A 20,839-nucleotide genomic window follows, 5' to 3' on the forward strand; every position below is an offset into this window, starting at 1 on the left:
TTATGTCAGAAAAAATAAAACTTCATAAAAAAATACTCATAGAAGGTACGCTTGAGTTAATCAGTGGTTTACGAATTGGAGCAAGTAAAGACAATGTTGAAATTGGTGGAGTTGATCTGCCGGTTATAAAGCGTAAAGATAATTTACAACCATACATTCCAGGAAGCAGCATTAAAGGAAAAATGAGATCGCTATTAGATATTGCTTATGGCGAAAGTGATACAATGTCAAATCCTGAGAGTTCTATTGGTAAGTTGTTTGGCGCAATTTCGAAAAATAAAAAATTAAATACTATTCCTTCAAGATTAATTGTCAGAGATGCTAATTTGAATCAAAGAACCATAGAGCAACTTAAAGATTCAGAATTTACAGACATGCCATTTACAGAAATTAAAGCTGAAAATTCAATTAACCGAATAGAAGGTACTGCAAAAGACCCACGTTTTATTGAACGAGTTCCGGCTGGAAGTTTTTTCGATATTCAGTTTGTAATAAACATAATTACAGTGAACGATGAAGATAAAAATGTTAAAGAGCAGGAACATCTAAAGCTCTTTTATGAAAGCATCAAACTCCTTGAAGACGATTATCTCGGCGGCAGCGGCAGCCGCGGTTACGGCCAGGTGAAATTTCATTTAAACCCTCCTATTCACAAACCTATAGAAGAATACCTGCATGCCTGAACTGGATATTATACAACTTAATTTTACCACGCCGCTGCATATAGGCAATGAGCGGGCCGACTATGCATCAGGCCACGCCATATTGCACAGCGATGCGTTTACTGCAGCCATATTTTTTGCCTGGGATCGTTTAGGTTTTCCTGAATGGATACCTACTGCAGAAAACCCGGATACCGGCTTTGCAATCTCCAGCCTCTTTCCCTATACAACAGTAAGTGGGCAGCCTGTTTATTTTTTGCCAAAGCCACTCATACTGATTAGGTCACTCAACGTACTTGATGACACATCTCTTCGTAAAAAGCTGAAAAAAGTTGCGTGGATAGACCGGGAATTATTTACTGCATACACGCAACGCAAACTATTGTCTGTGCCGGTGGAAGAAAACATTGTTGGTAATTTCCAGGCTTCCATTGCACTCAAACCACAAGGCGCATTTATGGAAAGCAATGTGGTGCCGCGTGCCGCAGTATCCAGGACTGGTGAAGAAGATACTGCCATATTTTACATTGAACGTTTTTACTTCAAACCTCATTCAGGATTATATTGCCTCGCATCATTTGCCAATAATGAAATACGGAAAAGGTTCCAGGCTGCCATAAGGTTTTTGGGCGATGAAGGCATAGGCACCGACCGTAATATTGGCAATGGGAAGTTTGAGCCCAAATTTGGTGATGTGTGGCCGCTGCCCGAAACAGGCAGTTTTTCTTACGGAATAAACTTAGGCCTGTTTTGCCCGGAAAGCAGCGAACAATTAACTGGAATGATAGCAGGCGAAGATGCCGGTTACGATTTTATTAAGCGTGGCGGCTGGCTAAGCGAACCCTACAATACCTGGCGCAAAAAAAATGTGTATATGTTTAAAGAAGGCTCCTGCTTTAAAATGGAAAACTGTGCCACGTTCAACGGTTTACCCGTTGGCGGCAAAATGTGGGATGTACGGCCAACCGAAACCATACCTGTTATTACACACCCGGTATGGCGCAACGGAAGAACAATTTTTATACCTGTGAAATAAATAACAATAATGAAATCTCCATATTCACCACATAGCTATAAAATTAAAATTCTGACACCAGTTTATATTGGTGGGGCAAAAGAAAATGATTATTACAGGGGGATTGACTATTTTTTTAATGATGATACAAATGAGTATTGGTTCGTTAACAAAAATGCATTCCTCAAAGGCTTAACTAATAACCAGGCCAATAGATATTCAAACAGTCTTTCTTCGGGTAATACAGATGATGCTGAAAGGTTTCTTTCAGAAATATGTGAAAGTAAAGGTTCGTTAATTCAAAAGAAGTGCTATTGCCCCTTTAAGTTACAAGACTCTATTCGCAAACATATTACTTCAGGTGCAGGCAGCGCCTATATTCCTGGCAGTTCATTAAAAGGCGCTTTGAGGAGTTGCCTGGGCAAACATTTAATGAAAAGATTGAATATTAGCTCTTTTAAAACAGAAGAGTTATTCGGATCAATCAATAATAATTTCATGAAATTGCTCCAGGTAACAGACATTGATTTTAAATCTGCCACAGATATTATCCCCTTCAAAGTTTTTTCTGGTGATGTTGCAGAGAATATAACTTTTGTCAATCGCAAGTTAGAATATGAAGGAACAGGTATGTGGAAAAGGCAGTCCAAAGGTGGGCATGTTGATGTTTTTGAAGAAACCGGTTTTGTAACACTTTTTGAAACTTTAAGGGCAAATTCCGAAAGCACAGTTAGGCTTAATTGTGCTGATGGGGTAACCAATATATGGGGATCAAAAAAACCTGTTAACTATAATTTATTCTCTGAAATTAACGGGTACCAATGGATGAAGATTGCCAGAGACCAAATGAACGAATATTTAGACCAGGAGATTATTTTTTTTAAGAAGTTTCCAAATAACGACTTCGTAGTTGCAAATGAGTTATTGGAAGAATTAAAAGAATTGAATAATTACGAAAACAGTGTTATCATTAAAATAGGCCAGGGGTCAGGCTTCCATGCCATAACCGGCAATTGGAAATACAAGGACCATACTCAAACAGGCCGGGCTATAGATAGGCATAATAATTTCATAAATGCCATAAATTATAAAACACGCAAGGTTGCATTCAAAGAATCTTCTTTAGATCCAGGACAACTGGATTTTATGTTCCCGGGATTTGTACAGTTAAGCTTTTAAATTTTTTTGCGCTCATGAAAAATACTTTAATTATAACCATAGGTACCCGCGATATTTATGTGGACGAAAAAGTTTTAAATGGATCATTTACAGTTGAGGTATTAAAAAACTGTCTGGACAAAAATAACCGCCCATTTGCAAGGTTGCTTGGAGAATTATTGCTTACAAAAATTAATAGTTTAAAGAAACAAATAACATTGCCAATTATTCAACCAGCTATTGACTATATAAAAAGACATAGTAGTAACATAAGCAAGGTGTGGTTAATAGTTACAGATCAGGAAAAAGGCGTTGGCGAAAGATTTTATTATAACGACTCAATCAACTATGGAAAAATTGTAAAGCAAATACTGGGAGATCAGTTGCAAAATCCTGACGGAACTAAGCCCTCTTTCTCGCTGATTTCTGTAAAAGAAAATATTACGTTTCTTGATAGTATGTACGATGAATTTTCTAAGAGTACCCTGATGAAAACGTTACAGGCAGAAATAGATGAAACAAATAAAGTTTTTCTTTTAAACCAGGGTGGTATAGACGCTGTTAATACAGCGCTTTTATTTCATACTATTAAAATTGCCCAGGGTAAAGTAGCCCACTTGTCTGTTGATGAAAAAAGTAATCAGTGTATTCATTTGAATTTTTCAGAAAAATTTATTGAAGAATCTGAAATTGAAAAAGCAAAAGCATTTATAAGAAACTATGATTACAGCGCTTTAAATGTTTTACCTCTTGTTACTGATGTAAAAAACATTGCAGCTTATGCACAAGCCCGGCTTCAGTTTGACTTTACAAAAGCAAATCAATATCTTGAAGTATTAGGCATTAAGCATAGGACATTTATGGTAAGCCAAAAGCAGGAGTTGCAAAAAATACAGCAAGGAGAGGGTGGTTTAATAAAAGAATTGTATTTCAATGCAAGGATAAAATGGTTACAGCATTCTTACGTTGACTTTTTACTTCGCTTTTTTAGAATTGTAGAATACACTGTCCAGTTTAAGGCATGCAGATATATTAATATCCAGTCTTTCAATAAAGATCGGTGGGGAAGCGATTTGGATATATATTTTGATAATGATGAAAACGGTAAGTTTCTGCAAGACAAATTAAACAATGAAATTGTGAATGGCAAACAACTTGATTATTATTACCCTTCAATATCTACTTACCTTGCCATTATTAAAAATTTTAATGACCCTGATTTTGATTTTTTGAAGAAACTTCAAACGCTCAGCAACTTGCGCAACAAATCAATTGGCGCCCATGATTTTCAACCTGTATCGTTCGATATAATCCGGGAAAAACTACTTGAAAACAGGCTAACAGTGGATGAAATGTTTAGTAAGCTCGACGTTTTTTTTAAACTTGATTTCGCTTTTCATAATCCATTTATAGCAATAAATAAAGAACTAACAAGCCTTCTTTAACCCCTCCCTGCAACCTAATTGCACCCTGCCCTTCAGCCTCTTGTTCATTTCAAAAAACTGTTTCAACTTTGTCTCATCAAAGCAACAGTAATCAATATCCTGAATAAAAATTTACAGCCAAAATTTACAATCATTCAATAAGAACGTAAAGCGCAATAGCCAGGCATCCTATTGAATAAATGGCTTTTGCAAACCACAGAAAACATGCACCATGTTTTTAAGCAGGCACCCTATTTTTTAACTTTTAAAATCTTGTACACTATGACCACTGCAGCCACAAACAATAACCACAACACTCTCGCAGCTTTTATAAGCAGCCTGCCGTTCAATCCCAATGCAGACCAGCTTAATGCACTTGATTTGCTGGTGCAGTTCCTTAGCCCGCAACATGCCGGTGAATGTTTTGTGCTTACAGGCAGCGCAGGCACAGGTAAAACTTCCATTATAAAAGCTGTAACAGATTATTTGCATAATCAGCAAACGCCATTCTTTCTCACAGCGCCTACAGGCAGGGCAGCAAGAATAATCGGCAAAAAAACAGGTAATGCAGCACGCACACTGCATAGCCTTGTGTTTGAACCCGAGTTGCAGGATGACGATGTAACCGTGCTGCTTAAACCGCGGCAAAATACGGAACAGCGTGAAGCCTTATATATTGTGGACGAATCTTCCATGATAAGCGGCATGGCTTCGGCAGGCGGCGATTTTATATGCACCACAAGCCTGCTGCAACAGTTTATTACTTATGTGCAGCAAGGCAATAAAAGCAGCCGCATTTTATTTATAGGCGATGTAAACCAGTTGCCGCCGGTGGGCATGGCTGAACCGCCTGCATTAAACACTCTTTACCTGCAGCAACGCTATCACCTCGCCTGCATGCACTATAACCTTGCACAGGTAATGCGCCAGGCCGAAGGCAGTTACCTGCTTGACAATGCTACTGCCATACGCGATGCCATTATGCAAAGCGCAGCATTGCCAACGATACATGTGAAAGTAATGCCTAAAATAGGCAACGCTTTAAACAGTTTTGTAAGGCATTTGAATGTAAGCGACCACCAAAGCGCGGTTATGATAGCGCAAAGCAATAAACAGGTAAATGCACTGAATGCAATGGTGCGGCGCAACAGGTTTGGATGGCAGGAACACCCATTATTGCTGCCCGGTGAATCACTGGTTTGCAATGAAAACACCATGCTGGATGGGCAGCCTGTTTTTAACGGCGACCCATTGGTATTGCTTAATACCTGGAAACCGGAAACTTTTGGCGGTTGCCATTTTATAAACGCAGAAGTGGAATTTGTGGATTGCATGGGCGAAGTGCTGCGCCGCAAAACAAAAATATTGCTGGAGTCGGTTGCGGGAGATGGTTTTATAACAATCGAAAAACGCAAAGGCATTATAGCCGAAGCCATGAAGCGGAATAAAAAATTCAGGGAGGGCAGGCGCCCCGCCGATGATGCATTTGTGAGTGCGCTTAAAGTGCGGTATGGCTATGCGCTTACCTGCCACAAAGCACAGGGTGGCGAATGGCGCAATGTATTCATCAACCCCTTGTTCAACAAAGAAAACCTTAAATGGGTTTATACGGCCGTAACCCGCGCCAGTGTTGATTTATACAGTTGGGCAGCATAAGCCGGTTGCAGGCAAAACCGCATGCAGGTAATAAATTATTCATGTAAAAAACCAAAAATTTTGTTATGAGCATCAATATTGTTATTCAAAATGCAGGCACAAAAATTTCGCAGTTCAATGGCATGCTGCATATTCAGCACAAAGACGGGGAAAATAAATTGCCTTTGCATAAAATAAACAGCCTTCAAATTCACAAAAGCTGTTTGCTTAGCAGCGATGCCCTGCTGCTTGCCCTTGAGCATGGTATTGATGTGTTATTCGTGGGCCGCAAAGGAGAGGTGCTGGGCCGCGTATGGAACAACCGTTTTGGCAGTATCAGCAATATCAGAAAAAACCAGTTGATTTTTTCTGAAGTAAAAGCAGGAATGGAATGGATAAAAATGCTGCTGGTTAAAAAAATACAGCATCAAAGTGCATTGCTCATAACACTAAGCCGGTACGACCGGTCAACAGATGATGCCATAGAATCGGCTATTGCCTACCTTGAAAAATACAGTATAAAATTCCGGGAATCTGATGCAGCCTCTATATCTGAAATTGCAGATACCTGGCGTGGATGGGAGGGCAATTGCAGCAAAAAATATTTTGCCTGCATCAATATGCACCTGCCAGATATGTACCGTTTTGAAAAACGCAGCCAGCACCCTGCACAGGATATATATAATGCTTTATTAAATTATGCCTATGGCATGTTATATGGCAAAGTGGAAGGTGCACTCATAAAAGCCGGCCTCGATCCTTTTATTGGTGTTATGCACCGTAATGAATATAATAAGCCTGTGCTTGCTTACGATGTAATTGAAGTGTTCAGGCACTGGGCAGATTATGTGGTTACAAACCTTTGCATGCAGCAGGTGTTTTTTACTGACATGTTTGACGTGGAAGGCGATGCCTGGTGGCTTAATACAGAAGGCAAGCGCATACTTATACAAGGCATGACGGACTATTTTGAAGAAGTGGTTGAACTGGATGGCAGCGAACGCAGCCGCGAAACACATATTTCTTTACTATGCCAGCAACTGGCACAGCAGCTTAAAAATTTTGCAGAAGGAAAAACATCCGGCAATTTAATTGCATAGTGTCCATTGATGTGCAAAACGGTTTGGGAAATACCTGATGTGCATCCTTAAAACTTTAAACTGTAAAACATTGTGAATACATAAGCACATAAACATTTGGGCTTGCAAAACATTCATCCTTAATCATAAAAAAAATTACCCAATGACAAACCTTATTCAGCTTTATCTTGGTAAAAATATATGCCAAAGCAATAACGATGTGCTGCAACCATGCAGTGTGGAAGAAATAACCTCGCTTATAAAACAACCAAACGGGGAACTGTATGACCTGGCAAAACAGTTGCACACCATTTTACGCATGGATAAAGCGGCTTACAACCGGCATAAACTGCGTCTCCCTTACATCTGCTGCTGCAGCTTTACCCATAATATACGCAACGGCAAAAATTTTATTTATACAGAAAGCTGCATCATAGATCTTGACGGCTTTGCTTCTGCTGAATACATCAGGAACGATGTGCTTCCCGCAGTTAAAGAAGACCCACATATTGTAATGGCTTTTATTTCCCCTTCGGGCAAAGGCCTTAAAATATTGTTTGGCTTTACCAACCCCTGTAGCAGCCTGAAAGAATACAGCCTGTTTTATAAAAACTTCGTAACACAGTGGGCGCAGCAATACGGGCTTGCAGGTTATGCCGATACCGTAACCTGCGATGCCGTAAGGGTTTGCTTTTTAAGCCACGACACACAAGTGTATGTGAACCCTTCAGCACAGCCCCTCAACTGGCAATCGTACCTGCCTGGTAGTACAAGTGCAGCCGGCGAAGGTGCAGTACATATAAATAATGATGCGCAGCCAGAAACGCCAGCAACACCCGCCAATATTCCTGGCAAGCCTGCGGCAATTGCTGAAGAAACATACCTTAATATAACCCGGCGCTTAAACCCAACAGCCCCCGTGCGCACACCGCGGAATGTTTTTGTGCCGCCAATATTGGAAGATATTGCCGTAAAAATACAGGCGCTGGCAGCGCTTAATGGCTATACGGTAAAAGATATTGCCGACATTAATTACGGCAAAAAAATAGCGCTTTCAAAGGGCTTTGCGTGGGGCGAAGTAAATGTGTATTATGGCAAGCATGGGTTTGTTATTGTAAAGTCGCCTAAAAGGGGCAGCGATGCGGCCATTGCCCTGGAAACAGAAGATTTAATAAAGGCCATACTGACACAGCCTGCAGAAATAAATTATATAAACCCCGATATGTAATGCGCATACAGTGATAAAAAAACTTTCTTATAATGATATACTGCTGCGGCTAAAAAAAGCCGGGATTAATAAAAACCGGCAGCTTGAAAGCTGCCAAATATTATCGGCAGATGAGCAACTGATGCCGTTGGATAAGCGGGTTGAAAAAATAATAGAAATATTTAAAAAGGCAGTTATGGTACCGGCACATCAAACACTGGGTTTTATTATGTACGATATTGAGGACAATAAGATAAGAAGGCATATTGCGAAATACCTTGAAAAGCTGGGGTATATGCGCATACAAAAAAGCATTTTCTTTGGAAACATATCGCGTAAAATACACCAGGATGTATATGATGCTTTAAAAGAGATAAATGAAATGTATGATAACAGCGACAGTATTGTATTTTTACCTGTAAGCAGTGATGATATAAGCAGGTTGAAACTGGTAGGCAGGAATATTGAATTTAATGTAATGCTGGAAACTAAAAATGTTTTATTTTTCTGATTGAACAGATGCTTAACTTTGCCGGCCGAAATTTTAAATAAAAACTTAATTACAATAACAATATATGAACTGTTTCGTTTCAAATTATATAAAAAACAAATTGAATATCAGCAGGTTCTTTGCATAACGACAAGCAATGCTTCTTCCATTACAACAAGGATTAAGACTTAGTGTATTAATGCTCGGATCTACGTGACCCGCAGCAAGCAATGCTTCTTCCATTACAACAAGGATTAAGACTGAAAAATGATCCCACAAAAAATTTAAGGTTCTAATTCAAGCAATGCTTCTTCCATTACAACAAGGATTAAGACGGAAACCTGTATATGGATCCGTTTCCTGTTGGAGCAAGCAATGCTTCTTCCATTACAACAAGGATTAAGACTGGGTCAGTTCCCACCTTATTGATTATGATACATAATAGCAAGCAATGCTTCTTCCATTACAACAAGGATTAAGACCTTATCCTCTAAATCGGATAAGAACTCTCTGAACTCGCAAGCAATGCTTCTTCCATTACAACAAGGATTAAGACCAGCATTTACTTCTGCCGTGGTCTGGCCATAGCACAAGCAATGCTTCTTCCATTACAACAAGGATTAAGACCTGAACTCGTCAGAGAGTAACGAATTTTTTTCTTTCAAGCAATGCTTCTTCCATTACAACAAGGATTAAGACCTCAATAAAAAAGTACATAAAGTGTTTTTTTTAAACAAGCAATGCTTCTTCCATTACAACAAGGATTAAGACCCTGCCGCTAAGTCGTCTATAGCGGCCTGATATAACAAGCAATGCTTCTTCCATTACAACAAGGATTAAGACTGATTGGACGTTGCCCAATCAATACCGAGAGATTCAAGCAATGCTTCTTCCATTACAACAAGGATTAAGACTTTTACAAAAGTTACTTCTTTTGTCTTAATTGCTTTTCAAGCAATGCTTCTTCCATTACAACAAGGATTAAGACATCTAAATGGGCCGGTTTACAAGTGTTTCCGGTAGCACAAGCAATGCTTCTTCCATTACAACAAGGATTAAGACCCAGCTCGACGTTCATTGTTCAACTTCATAATAATTTCAAGCAATGCTTCTTCCATTACAACAAGGATTAAGACTGTGCTGTCAACTTCATACCTGGCAATGTTTGTGCCACAAGCAATGCTTCTTCCATTACAACAAGGATTAAGACTAGTTTTTATCATGCTTTAAATATTTGATTTTTACAAGCAATGCTTCTTCCATTACAACAAGGATTAAGACAGACAAGGTGACCATGTTATTATTTGTGGAGACATTGCAAGCAATGCTTCTTCCATTACAACAAGGATTAAGACAGCTCAGCAAGGAATTCATAGTCATCTTTAGACAACAAGCAATGCTTCTTCCATTACAACAAGGATTAAGACGGTTGGTTGCCCAACCTTTGTGGTCAAGAATCATTTTTCAAGCAATGCTTCTTCCATTACAACAAGGATTAAGACTGCATCAATTTCGGCGCATTGAGCTGTCTCTGCATTTCAAGCAATGCTTCTTCCATTACAACAAGGATTAAGACTATAGTAGCTCCTCCCTCGATAGAGAACCAATATAAATCAAGCAATGCTTCTTCCATTACAACAAGGATTAAGACTTTACTAAATAGGTTGGTTGCCCAACCCTTGTGGCAAGCAATGCTTCTTCCATTACAACAAGGATTAAGACGCTACATATCTAACTCATTGATTATCAAATAAATCAAAGCAATGCTTCTTCCATTACAACAAGGATTAAGACGGCTGCCGCCGGGGTGATTAGTTAATCTCAGCACAACAAGCAATGCTTCTTCCATTACAACAAGGATTAAGACATTTTGCTTTTAAAACCAAGGGGTTGTCATTACTAAGCAAGCAATGCTTCTTCCATTACAACAAGGATTAAGACTCAGAGAGTAGTTTTTTCATTTTTTTCATTTTTTTCAAGCAATGCTTCTTCCATTACAACAAGGATTAAGACGTAACAAGTCTCATACACTCTTCGTCCGAGGCATCTCCCCAAGCAATGCTTCTTCCATTACAACAAGGATTAAGACCAGCATTCATGCGCTCAATAAAAAAGTACATAATTTCAAGCAATGCTTCTTCCATTACAACAAGGATTAAGACCAATAATGTCTTTGACTTTATGGATTTGGTGTAAAAACAAGCAATGCTTCTTCCATTACAACAAGGATTAAGACTTGGCGAAGCTGGCATATAAGGAATAAATATAAATTCAAGCAATGCTTCTTCCATTACAACAAGGATTAAGACCGTATGTGATGATGTTATCATCCCCATCCACAACCAAGCAATGCTTCTTCCATTACAACAAGGATTAAGACTGCTTCTTTTTAATTCAAATGTTTTCATAATAATTTCAAGCAATGCTTCTTCCATTACAACAAGGATTAAGACATTCTTAGTTTTCTTTTTTCAGTTACTTTATGATAGCAAGCAATGCTTCTTCCATTACAACAAGGATTAAGACTTAACTCAAACCTTTTCATAAAGTTTTTTTTTAAAACAAGCAATGCTTCTTCCATTACAACAAGGATTAAGACGTTGTTTTCATATTTTAATATTTTATACACCAACAAGCAATGCTTCTTCCATTACAACAAGGATTAAGACCGTCGCCGCAGCCGTAGCCGCAGCCGCAAGCAATGCTTCTTCCATTACAACAAGGATTAAGACTTGCGCCTTCATTTGCTGGTAATTCATGCCTCCCAGCCAAGCAATGCTTCTTCCATTACAACAAGGATTAAGACTTAGCATTACATTACCATGTCTTATGTTGTATAAATACAAGCAATGCTTCTTCCATTACAACAAGGATTAAGACACGGTTTTGTGCTACTGCGGCGGACGTTAATAATTCATCAAGCAATGCTTCTTCCATTACAACAAGGATTAAGACAAGAGTGGGTGTTACCCCACTCTTGAAATTAAGTTATCAAGCAATGCTTCTTCCATTACAACAAGGATTAAGACAGATTCAGTCTCAGCATAGTGCTGATCCTGAAGTTCCTCAAGCAATGCTTCTTCCATTACAACAAGGATTAAGACACGTAATCATACGTGCATACTCCATGTTCGTTATCAAGCAATGCTTCTTCCATTACAACAAGGATTAAGACAATTGTCGTTTTTGTATGAAGAACCAGCTTCGTTGTCAAGCAATGCTTCTTCCATTACAACAAGGATTAAGACCTAACAACGTGCAGTTCCTCCAACAATTTAGATTTCAAGCAATGCTTCTTCCATTACAACAAGGATTAAGACCGTAATCATACGTGCATATGCCATTTTCATTATAACAAGCAATGCTTCTTCCATTACAACAAGGATTAAGACCGTTGCATTCGCCACCTTTAATTCATATCCGAGTATCAAGCAATGCTTCTTCCATTACAACAAGGATTAAGACATTATTTAAGAAGTTCAGTATTTAATTCATATAAAGCAAGCAATGCTTCTTCCATTACAACAAGGATTAAGACTGGAGTACCATCTTCATTGAAGAGTTGTACCCAGGCACAAGCAATGCTTCTTCCATTACAACAAGGATTAAGACAGGTAAAATAATGTCTATTGCTGCTATGATAAAACAAGCAATGCTTCTTCCATTACAACAAGGATTAAGACAGCGTTTGTTGCATTAAACTTTGAAATCATTTTTTCAAGCAATGCTTCTTCCATTACAACAAGGATTAAGACGAGGACAGTATGACCTTGGTTTCAATCCAAGGTCTCAAGCAATGCTTCTTCCATTACAACAAGGATTAAGACAGCAACCACTACCATCACCCCCGATTTCAGTAATAAATCAAGCAATGCTTCTTCCATTACAACAAGGATTAAGACCTCTTGTAGGCAGGCACGGGCGTTATACCCGTTAAAAACAAGCAATGCTTCTTCCATTACAACAAGGATTAAGACCAGGTTTTAAACACCCAACCATCCACCACATATACGCAAGCAATGCTTCTTCCATTACAACAAGGATTAAGACCGCCTAACCTCTGACTTAAACGATGTGTTGCTTTCTCAAGCAATGCTTCTTCCATTACAACAAGGATTAAGACACATTCCAAACTATGTTTTCTGAAACGCCCACAACTTTCAAGCAATGCTTCTTCCATTACAACAAGGATTAAGACTCTATGTGAACGCACATCAGGTTATTTATAGAGTTCAAGTAATCAACCGTAACATCGGCAAAGCGAAAAAAATTGGACGTAGATTGCAGGTGTGATTTGTTTGTTGAGGGATGTATTGTTGTGGAGTTGAAAGCCGTTCAGGAAATGACAAATGTGTTTGAAGCGCAGCTTCTAACCTATATGAAACTATTGAAAGCCCGAAAGGCATTCTTATCAATTTCAATTGTCCAAACATTTTTTATGAAGGGCAAAAAACTTTTGTCAATGACCATTTTGGTCTGTTGCCGATCAATAAAAAACTATATTTCTGTGTGGTTTATATTATAAATGCGTTTACTTAGAGTTATAAATTAACGTTATGCAAAACAGGAGAACTTTTTTAAAACAAGGAATCAGGGCCATTGTTATGATTGGTGCAGGCAATGCACTGCAATCATTTACAGCATCCACATTCAGGCTGCCTGCCAAAGAGGAGGTGCTGCTCCGTTTTGCCATTGTTTCCGATGGCCATTATGGCCAGCCTTCTACGGAATATGAAGCATTACATAACCAAATGGTTAACTGGCTGAATGCCGAACAAAAGTCAAGGGGCATAGATTTCACATGTATAAATGGCGATTTGTTTCACAATGACAGCGCTATGATGCCATTGGTAAAGCAGCAATGGGATAAACTGCAAATGCCTTATCATGTATCGCATGGCAATCATGATATGACAGACGAAGAAAACTGGCAGCAAATGTTTACAACAAAATGGCATTACAGTTTTGAACAGAATGATGTGGCTTTTATTGTGCTGAACAGCGCCGATGAAACCGGTAAATACATTTGCCCCGATCTTGATTTTGCCAAAGAAGCATTGAATAAATACGCTGATAAAAAGCACCTGTTTGTATTCATGCATATAACGCCGTTTGGCTGGACGGGCGCCGGCCTGCCCTGTCCTGAACTGGTAGCCATGTTCAACCGGCAGCAAAATCTAAAAGCCGTTTTTCATGGCCATGATCATGATCAGGACGGGATGAAGGAAAATGAAGGCAGGCATTATTTTTTCGATTCGCATGTAGCCGGCAACTGGGGCACGGATTACCATGGTTACAGGGTAGTTGAAGTATTAAAGAATGGCAAGGTGCTTACCTACCAGATGAACCCGTCCGGCCGGCAACAGGTAAACAGTACTACAGTTGCCTGACCAGCTAAGACAGCCCTGTTCGTTGCTGCGCTTTTCCCACACTCTTTAATTAAGCCATTGAACCTGAGGCTTTCTGTCCTGCGTACCATTTCCGGAAAAAACTCAATATTCATCGTACAAATAATGCATGCGAACGCTGCATGGTATAATAATTTTCAGATGCCATTAACATCGTTACGCCATCATTAAAATTACCGTAGAAATTATCTCCCAAATACGCCTGCATTTGATACCCGATAAACTGTTTATACACTGTAATTATTCAATTGGCATGCAATTAGCAAAACACTCCTCTCTAAACAACATCTTATGGTTAAAAAAGTAATGAAACTGGGGGTGTTAACCAGTCTTGCTGCAATTTCTCTTACTGGATCAAAAGCACAAACCACAACCCCTGTTAACAATGGCGGGGTGTATATAAGAGGAGGCTACAACCTGTCAAATATTTCTACAAGTAATGATGGTTCTGTGAATGATTCGAGGGCTTTAAGTACTTTTCACGCAGGTGTAATTGCCGACTTGCCGGTAGCGCCTGTATTGTCTGTACAAACGGGGTTATTATTGAATGGGCAAGGTGCAAAAGCGAACTGGTATCTTGATAATGATGATAAATCTGACAACTATGTTAAATCGAGGTTCAACCCGCTTTATTTACAGTTGCCCGTAAATGCCGTGGTAAAGTTGCCTGTATCTGAATCAACAAAATTTATGTTTGGCGCAGGGCCATATATTCAAATGGGCATAGGCGGCAAATCAAAAATTGAAAGCTCATTTGCCGGTATTGAAACTTCCTCTTCAGAAAACATTAAATTTAATGATGACGACCCAACAACAGGCGACCAGGAAGGTGCAAGGTATGACAGGCTGAAAAGATTTGATGCCGGTATAAACGCACTGGCCGGTTTTGAAATTGACAGGTTTATGATAACAGCCAATTACGGTTTAGGTTTAACCAAGATCAATTCCACGCAAACGGATAATGATGAGAACGATAAGAATAAATTCCGGACATTCAGTGTTGGCGCAGGATTCAGGTTATAATAAAGGGCTAAATTATAGTGACTGTTTATTTTAAGATTTAGCAAAATGCCTGGTTTGATTACCGGGCATTTTTATAACTATTTGGTTAAGCATTTGCTTGTACTTTTAATAAAAACAACTTTAGTATGCAATCGTTTCCATTAACAGTAAGAAGGTCAATTGAGCTGATAGGCCTGGTGGTATTAGGGATGGTTATCGTATATGGCCAGCAAATAATAATGCCCCTGCTTATGGCTTTTTTCACGAGCATTGTTTTATTGCCGGTTTACCGTTTTCTTATACGCATAAAATTTCCCAGCGTTTTAGCCATATTTCTTGCGCTGCTGCTAATGGTTATTATAATAGCCGCGATCATGTTTTTTATTATGATGCAGACCAGGCCGGTGGTAAACGACTTTGCCACCATTAAACAAAACATCATAAAACACATTAATGAGCTTAGCCTATGGTTTAGCGAGCAAACCAATATTTCAGCGGAGCAGCAATCAAAATTTGTAAATGAGCAAAGCAGGAAAATACTGGATTCTGCAGGGCGGTATATTGGCGGGGCGGCAGGCTCTGTTGGATCTGTGATTGTATTTTTCGGCCTTTTGCCCATTTATACTTTCCTCATGTTATTGTATAAAGACATTCTTAAACAGTTTGTGTATTTATGGTTTCCGCTGCAGGAGCATGCCAAAATAAAAGATGTGCTGAAAGAAACAGAATCAATCATTAAAAGTTATATCGTGGGCCTGCTTATACAAATAACCTATATTACTGTTTTGCTTGGCGGCGGGTTATTGATCATGGGCATTCCCTATGCTTTGCTCATAGGTATAATATTCGCTATTCTCAATTTAATACCGTATATCGGCGCATTGTTTGGCAATATACTGGGTGTGCTGCTCACTTTAAGTTCTTCACCCGACCTAAGCGATGTGATCACCGTGCTTGTTACAATTGCTGTCGTTCAGTTTCTCGACAACAATATTCTCATGCCGCGTATAGTGGGTGGCAAGGTAAGGGTGAATGCTTTGGCAAGCCTTGCCGGTGTTTTTGTGGGCGGTGCGCTGGCAGGCATTTCAGGCATGTTTCTTTCATTGCCTTTACTGGCCGTTACCAAGGTTATATTTGATAGAACAGAACAGTTTAAACAGTGGGGCGTTTTATTTGGCGATCAATTACCACAAAAGAAAAATTTATTAAAAAGAAAACCGAAGCCAGGGATAAGATAATAGTTGATATTAATTTTTCTTCAGCCTTTTTTCAACAGTTGCCTTTCTTTTTTTCCATTCAGGAACGGGTGGGGGCTCATATAATTCTTCGCCTTTATTGTTCGTTAAGCCAAGGCTTTTATTTAAGCGCCGGCTTAATTTTTTTATGCTTGCCCCTGCAGTTTTTTGCGAAGATTGCAGCTTACGGTATTTTTCAAAATCTTTAAGAAGCTGTCTATAAATGATTTCAGGAATTTTGTATAGTAGCAAAAACAGCTATTTTTTATTGGCTTTGACATCAAATTCAGCGAAATCATCCAATTTTTTCTATTTAAAAATGGCAATGGTGATTGAAAATATTAAATCTAGACAGCTTCTTAGAAGTCTGTCCCGAACTTGATTCCAGGTCGCAACACTTGTACTCATAGCAGCATTGTTTCAAATCCACAATCGCAATTATTTGTTTAACGGTATCCCTGTTCAAAAAAATATTAATGATCTTTGAGCAAGATCATATCAGCATGAGAAAAACCAATGCGCTTTTATATTTCCTTGCACTGCTTAAAATAATTATTCCTTATTTATTACAACATCCTGTTTACGAACCGCACCGCGATGAATTTTTATATCTCGCCGAAGGGCATCATCCTGCTGTTGGTTTTATGGAAGTGCCGCCCATGCTCTCCATTTTTGCATGGCTTACAAACCTGTTTGGCGGCGGCATGTTTTGGGTGAAACTCTGGCCCTCATTATTTGGCGCTGCTACATTTATAGTGGCAGGTAAAATTATTCAATCGCTTGGCGGCAAATCGTTTGCATTAATGCTTTTATTCTTTTCTTTTTTATTCGGCGCTTATTTAAGAATGTTTTTCCTGTTTCAGCCAAATGCGCCCGAAATATTTTTCTGGACGATGATTGCCTTCAGCATCATCCGGTTCACCCAAACAAAAGAAAATAAATTCCTGTATGTATTCGGTGTCTGCGTCGCCCTGGGTATGCTGAGCAAATATTCTGTTGCATTTTATACTGTAAGCATGCTGCTTGCATTACTGTTTACAAAACACCGCACTGTTTTTTTGAATAAACATTTCTGGTATGCTTCACTGATTGGCTTTCTTATTTTTCTGCCCAACATTATCTGGCAATGGCAAAACCATTTCCCGGTTATATTTCACATGAGAGAGTTGCAGCAAACGCAACTGCAATACATAAACCCGGCAGGTTTTTTAACCGACCAGTTGCTGCTTATGTTCCCCTGCCTTTTTGTTTGGCTTACGGGATTTTTTAATGCACTCTCCTCAAAACAATACCGCTTTATTGGCCTTGCCTATTTGTTTGTAATTATTCTATTGTTGATGGGCCATGGCAAAAGTTATTATGCTGCCGGCGTTTATCCGCCTTTGTTTGCATTTGGCGCAACTGCACTTGAAAAATTTACTGCAGCAAAAAGAAAATATCTGCGTTATGTATTTGTAATTTTTGCAGTTGGTTTTGGTTTATTTGTTGTGCCCATTCTATTACCGGTATTGCCACCGCAACCGCTTGCAGATTTATATGTAAAAATGAACATTGCAAAAACCGGCGCTTTAAAATGGGAAGATTTAAAAAACCACCCTCTTCCACAGGATTTTGCTGATATGCTGGGCTGGGAAGAAATGGCGCAGAAAGTTGCCAAAGCTTATAATATGCTTGATGATTCAGCCAAAAAGAATGCATTTATATTTTGTGATAATTATGGCATGGCAGGCGCTGTAAATTATTATGCGAAAAAATATCATTTGCCCGAAGCGTACAGCGATAACGCAAGCTTTTTATACTGGATTCCTTCAGGAATTCATTTTAAAAATATTGTTTTGGTTACAGATGATCATCATGAAAAAGAACATGATTTTGCAAAAGATTTTCAATCAATAGAAATAACTGACAGCGTTTCAAACAAGTTTGCACGGGAACGCGGCGATTATATTTATTTGTTTAAAGGCGCTGATGAAAATTTTCAGAAATTTTTTAAAGAAAAAATTGCAAAAGACAAAGCGGAGTTCAAATATTGAGTGTTGAAACCCTGGCATCCGGCAAAGCTGTTTTGTACTTTACTTATCCAGCAGCGCTCCCACCCTTTCTCTCACCTTCTCTGCTGTGGGGAGCATGGCTTTTTCAAGATTGATATTGGGCGGCACTGCCGGCAAATCCAGTGCGCCCAACACTTCTACTGCCGCATCAAGATGCTTAATGCCTTGCGCAATGCCTGTGGTAGGTATGGCCTGCATGCCTGTTGCGCTGCTTTGGTGAATGATCTTAGGTTTATCGCCCGCATTGCTGCTGGCATGCGCATAATAAGAGCGGCCGCCGGAAAAGGGATCGCCGGCTTTGGCAAAAGTTGCAGCATTAATTCATAAGGAGAGAAACTTATAGAAAGCAATAAGCTGTCATCGCGCTAATAAGGGCTCACAAAATCGCAGGGCTGCAGCCCCGTTGCTATCTGGAGGGCTTCATGGCCTTTGGATGTGGAATGAACATATCTGCAAACCTGCCTGTTGGCCTCGTAAGTGTCTGCCATGCAGCGCGCAGCTGCCATCAGCCGGAAGGCTTTGGCAAGGATAGCATTATCAAGCATACGCAAATATCAAGCTACTGTTATGTTAATGATGAATTGTTGCATTTAAAATGAGTAGTACATGATTAGTTGGGATGGTGTTTCTGCAATTACGCACTATTTATACCGACAACTCACCCTTAACCTAACACTACTTGTTTAAATGTGATGAATAAACCGGTTTTAAACAAACTTTATATTGCCGATTAGTTTATTTCAAATTCAAACAGTTTTTCATCGCCCAGATAACCGGCAAGCACATCGCCTACCACACATTCACCCACGCCGGCAGGCGTGCCTGTATAAATCAGGTCGCCTATGTTCAGTGTAAAATATTGGGATATATCGGCAATAATGCGGTTGAAAGAAAACAGCATATCACTGCTGCTGCCCTGCTGAACAAGCACATTATTAATTTTTAAAGAAAATGCAAGAGGAGCATTCAACATATCAGGCGTTAGCCTTATTAACCTGCCTGTTACAGCAGACCCGTCCCAGGCTTTGGCTTTTTCCCAGGGCAAGCCTTTTTTCTTCAGTTCTGCCTGTATGTCCCTGGCTGTAAAATCTATGCCCACCGTAATATGATCGTAATATTTATGTGCCTGCGATTCGGGAATATACCTGCCGTTTTTTGAGATATATAAAACCAGCTCTGCCTCATAATGCAGCTCATTGGTAAACTCAGGATAATAAAACTGGGCGCCGGGCGCTAATAAAGCGCTTTTGGGCTTAAGAAAGATCACCGGTTCTGCAGGAACTTCGTTTTTCAATTCTTTGGCATGTTCTGTATAATTTCTTCCTACGCAAAAAATTTTCATTCGTGCATATTTGTTTTTTCAGATGTCTCATGGAACCTCGCTATGCACATTCCCCTCTGTGAGAAAAAATTATCATGCTCGGTTTCATTCGTACAAGTTTGTTTTTTCAATGGCCTCATAGAACCTCGCTATGTACATTCCCCTGTGTGAGAAAAATTATCATGCTCGGTTTCATACGTGCAAGATTAGTTAATAGGGAATTTGTGTTTCTTGCAATAGAGCATTTGCTGTTAAAAATAATAAAATTGGTTTACTATTCTTCAATATAAAACTTTTTCCCGTTTACCATATTCATGGTTTTTTCTATGCCGATGGCTGAAAAGTTTTCAATTACTTCTGTACAATATTCTATTTTCTTCCATACCAGCTTTAATTCTTCGGGAAACCATTTGGCCAATACAAAATCCACCTGCATGCCTTTGGGATAATTATTACCAATGCCAAAACGCAGCTTCGGGTATTTATCAGTTCCCAGCGTTAGCTGGATATCTTTTAAGCCATTATGGCCGGCATCGCTGCCACTGCTCCTTAGCCGCAGGCTGTTTATAGGTATGGCCAGGTCGTCAACAATAGTAAGCGTGTTTTCCAATGGGACATTTTCCGCATCCATCCAGTATTTAAAAGCTTTCCCGCTCAGGTTCATATAAGTGGTGGGCTTTATGCAGACAAATAATTTACCCTTCCATTTTACTTCCGCTTTTTCTGCCAGCCGCGCGGTTTGAAATATGCCGCTATGCTTCAGCGCGAATGCAGACACCACATCAAAACCAATGTTATGGCGCGTATGGCGGTATTCAATGCCGGGGTTACCCAGGCCAACAATCAAAAATTTTTGCATGATATATAATACCTTTTATACTCCTCGCTGGATAAAAATGTGCAATCATTGATTTGCCAAAGTACAAATCTATTCTTATTGCCAGCCTTACATCAAGTAAGGCAAGCATAAAACATAACCACTGGCACGTCATGCCCCCTACGCGTCGGTGGCATCTCATACTTAGCGTGCGCCAATATATATTTTAATATAGCCATCCTTGCTTATACAGCATGATTATGAGATTCCCGCCTTTCCGATAAACCGGAACAGGTCGCGGGAATGACGTGCAGGAATGTGAGATCATCTTACAA

General features: G+C 39.4%; 18 protein-coding genes and 1 CRISPR repeat array. Of the genes, 13 read left to right on the top strand and 5 right to left on the bottom strand.

Features of this window, described 5'->3' with window-relative positions:
• Nucleotides 1–2 precede the first annotated feature (2 nt).
• The 12 genes from csm3 to QM629_RS12365 all read left to right on the top strand — a co-directional run bounded on the left by csm3 (nt 3) and on the right by QM629_RS12365 (nt 16,318).
• Nucleotides 3–683, top strand: coding sequence for a type III-A CRISPR-associated RAMP protein Csm3 (gene csm3 / locus QM629_RS12310; protein WP_415160175.1), 681 nt, complete (start codon nt 3–5; stop codon nt 681–683).
• Entirely contained in the window at nt 676–1,698 is a 1,023-nt protein-coding gene (gene csm4, locus QM629_RS12315; protein WP_415160176.1) for a type III-A CRISPR-associated RAMP protein Csm4, read from the top strand. The genes csm3 and csm4 overlap by 8 nt, the downstream gene beginning before the upstream one ends.
• Before the next feature lie 9 nt (nt 1,699–1,707).
• The gene (csm5, locus tag QM629_RS12320; protein WP_415160177.1) at nt 1,708–2,856 is read left to right on the top strand and encodes a type III-A CRISPR-associated RAMP protein Csm5; all 1,149 of its coding nucleotides are present in this window, start codon (nt 1,708–1,710) and stop codon (nt 2,854–2,856) included.
• A 14-nt stretch (nt 2,857–2,870) separates the two neighbouring features.
• Nucleotides 2,871–4,280 carry a hypothetical protein gene (locus QM629_RS12325; RefSeq protein WP_415160178.1) on the top strand — a complete coding sequence of 470 codons (1,410 nt, stop codon included), beginning with the start codon at nt 2,871–2,873 and terminating at the stop codon, nt 4,278–4,280.
• A 261-nt stretch (nt 4,281–4,541) separates the two neighbouring features.
• A complete protein-coding gene (locus QM629_RS12330; protein WP_415160179.1) occupies nt 4,542–5,915 on the top strand; it encodes an ATP-dependent DNA helicase in 1,374 nt (457 codons plus the stop codon).
• Nucleotides 5,916–5,980: 65 nt separating this feature from the next.
• Complete coding sequence (gene cas1, locus QM629_RS12335; protein ID WP_415160180.1) at nt 5,981–6,994, top strand: CRISPR-associated endonuclease Cas1; 1,014 nt, start codon at nt 5,981–5,983, stop codon at nt 6,992–6,994.
• 142 nt (nt 6,995–7,136) lie between these two features.
• The gene (locus QM629_RS12340) at nt 7,137–8,201 is read left to right on the top strand and encodes a CRISPR-associated primase-polymerase type B (protein WP_415160181.1); all 1,065 of its coding nucleotides are present in this window, start codon (nt 7,137–7,139) and stop codon (nt 8,199–8,201) included.
• A gap of 10 nt (nt 8,202–8,211) precedes the next feature.
• Nucleotides 8,212–8,691 (top strand): CRISPR-associated endonuclease Cas2, encoded by a 480-nt coding sequence (gene cas2 / locus QM629_RS12345; RefSeq protein WP_415160182.1) that lies wholly within the window; start codon nt 8,212–8,214, stop codon nt 8,689–8,691.
• Nucleotides 8,692–8,821: 130 nt separating this feature from the next.
• Nucleotides 8,822–12,868: a CRISPR direct-repeat array (repeat unit 37 nt; unit sequence CAAGCAATGCTTCTTCCATTACAACAAGGATTAAGAC).
• A gap of 72 nt (nt 12,869–12,940) precedes the next feature.
• Nucleotides 12,941–13,195 carry a GxxExxY protein gene (locus QM629_RS12350; RefSeq protein ID WP_415160183.1) on the top strand — a complete coding sequence of 85 codons (255 nt, stop codon included), beginning with the start codon at nt 12,941–12,943 and terminating at the stop codon, nt 13,193–13,195.
• 31 nt (nt 13,196–13,226) lie between these two features.
• Entirely contained in the window at nt 13,227–14,060 is an 834-nt protein-coding gene (locus tag QM629_RS12355) for a metallophosphoesterase family protein (RefSeq protein ID WP_415160184.1), read from the top strand.
• Nucleotides 14,061–14,369: 309 nt separating this feature from the next.
• On the top strand, nt 14,370–15,101 hold the full coding sequence (locus QM629_RS12360) for a porin family protein (protein WP_415160185.1): 732 nt from the start codon (nt 14,370–14,372) through the stop codon (nt 15,099–15,101).
• A gap of 125 nt (nt 15,102–15,226) precedes the next feature.
• Nucleotides 15,227–16,318: an AI-2E family transporter gene (locus QM629_RS12365; RefSeq protein WP_415160186.1), complete on the top strand. Its 1,092-nt coding sequence runs from the start codon at nt 15,227–15,229 to the stop codon at nt 16,316–16,318.
• A gap of 9 nt (nt 16,319–16,327) precedes the next feature.
• Here the strand turns inward: QM629_RS12365 and QM629_RS12370 are convergent, their stop codons facing one another.
• The gene (locus tag QM629_RS12370; protein ID WP_415160187.1) at nt 16,328–16,567 is read right to left on the bottom strand and encodes a hypothetical protein; all 240 of its coding nucleotides are present in this window, start codon (nt 16,565–16,567) and stop codon (nt 16,328–16,330) included.
• Nucleotides 16,568–16,791: 224 nt separating this feature from the next.
• Between QM629_RS12370 and QM629_RS12375 the strand changes: the two genes are divergently transcribed.
• Nucleotides 16,792–18,348, top strand: a complete 1,557-nt coding sequence (locus tag QM629_RS12375) for a glycosyltransferase family 39 protein (protein ID WP_415160188.1) — start codon at nt 16,792–16,794, stop codon at nt 18,346–18,348.
• Between the two features lie 39 nt (nt 18,349–18,387).
• On the opposite strand, the gene QM629_RS12380 is transcribed toward QM629_RS12375, so the two are convergent.
• The 4 genes from QM629_RS12380 to pth form a co-directional block, all read right to left on the bottom strand.
• Nucleotides 18,388–18,564: a hypothetical protein gene (locus QM629_RS12380; RefSeq protein ID WP_415160189.1), complete on the bottom strand. Its 177-nt coding sequence runs from the start codon at nt 18,562–18,564 to the stop codon at nt 18,388–18,390.
• A 167-nt stretch (nt 18,565–18,731) separates the two neighbouring features.
• Entirely contained in the window at nt 18,732–18,911 is a 180-nt protein-coding gene (locus QM629_RS12385; protein ID WP_415160190.1) for a hypothetical protein, read from the bottom strand.
• A 185-nt stretch (nt 18,912–19,096) separates the two neighbouring features.
• Nucleotides 19,097–19,708 carry a fumarylacetoacetate hydrolase family protein gene (locus tag QM629_RS12390; protein WP_415160191.1) on the bottom strand — a complete coding sequence of 204 codons (612 nt, stop codon included), beginning with the start codon at nt 19,706–19,708 and terminating at the stop codon, nt 19,097–19,099.
• 253 nt (nt 19,709–19,961) lie between these two features.
• Nucleotides 19,962–20,546 (bottom strand): aminoacyl-tRNA hydrolase, encoded by a 585-nt coding sequence (pth, locus tag QM629_RS12395; protein WP_415160192.1) that lies wholly within the window; start codon nt 20,544–20,546, stop codon nt 19,962–19,964.
• Between the last annotated feature and the right edge of the window lie 293 nt (nt 20,547–20,839).

The sequence above is a fragment of the Parafilimonas sp. genome, from assembly GCF_047606085.1.
Classification (GTDB): Bacteria; Bacteroidota; Bacteroidia; order Chitinophagales; family Chitinophagaceae; genus Parafilimonas.

Coding starts and splice junctions, on each gene's coding strand:
- csm3 (WP_415160175.1), top strand. CDS start 3: ATGTCAGAAAAAATAAAACTTCATAAAAAAATACTCATAGAAGGTACG.
- csm4 (WP_415160176.1), top strand. CDS start 676: ATGCCTGAACTGGATATTATACAACTTAATTTTACCACGCCGCTGCAT.
- csm5 (WP_415160177.1), top strand. CDS start 1,708: ATGAAATCTCCATATTCACCACATAGCTATAAAATTAAAATTCTGACA.
- QM629_RS12325 (WP_415160178.1), top strand. CDS start 2,871: ATGAAAAATACTTTAATTATAACCATAGGTACCCGCGATATTTATGTG.
- QM629_RS12330 (WP_415160179.1), top strand. CDS start 4,542: ATGACCACTGCAGCCACAAACAATAACCACAACACTCTCGCAGCTTTT.
- cas1 (WP_415160180.1), top strand. CDS start 5,981: ATGAGCATCAATATTGTTATTCAAAATGCAGGCACAAAAATTTCGCAG.
- QM629_RS12340 (WP_415160181.1), top strand. CDS start 7,137: ATGACAAACCTTATTCAGCTTTATCTTGGTAAAAATATATGCCAAAGC.
- QM629_RS12355 (WP_415160184.1), top strand. CDS start 13,227: ATGCAAAACAGGAGAACTTTTTTAAAACAAGGAATCAGGGCCATTGTT.
- QM629_RS12360 (WP_415160185.1), top strand. CDS start 14,370: ATGGTTAAAAAAGTAATGAAACTGGGGGTGTTAACCAGTCTTGCTGCA.
- QM629_RS12365 (WP_415160186.1), top strand. CDS start 15,227: ATGCAATCGTTTCCATTAACAGTAAGAAGGTCAATTGAGCTGATAGGC.
- QM629_RS12375 (WP_415160188.1), top strand. CDS start 16,792: ATGATCTTTGAGCAAGATCATATCAGCATGAGAAAAACCAATGCGCTT.
- QM629_RS12380 (WP_415160189.1), bottom strand. CDS start 18,564: ATGCAGGCCATACCTACCACAGGCATTGCGCAAGGCATTAAGCATCTT.
- QM629_RS12385 (WP_415160190.1), bottom strand. CDS start 18,911: ATGCTTGATAATGCTATCCTTGCCAAAGCCTTCCGGCTGATGGCAGCT.
- QM629_RS12390 (WP_415160191.1), bottom strand. CDS start 19,708: ATGAAAATTTTTTGCGTAGGAAGAAATTATACAGAACATGCCAAAGAA.
- pth (WP_415160192.1), bottom strand. CDS start 20,546: ATGCAAAAATTTTTGATTGTTGGCCTGGGTAACCCCGGCATTGAATAC.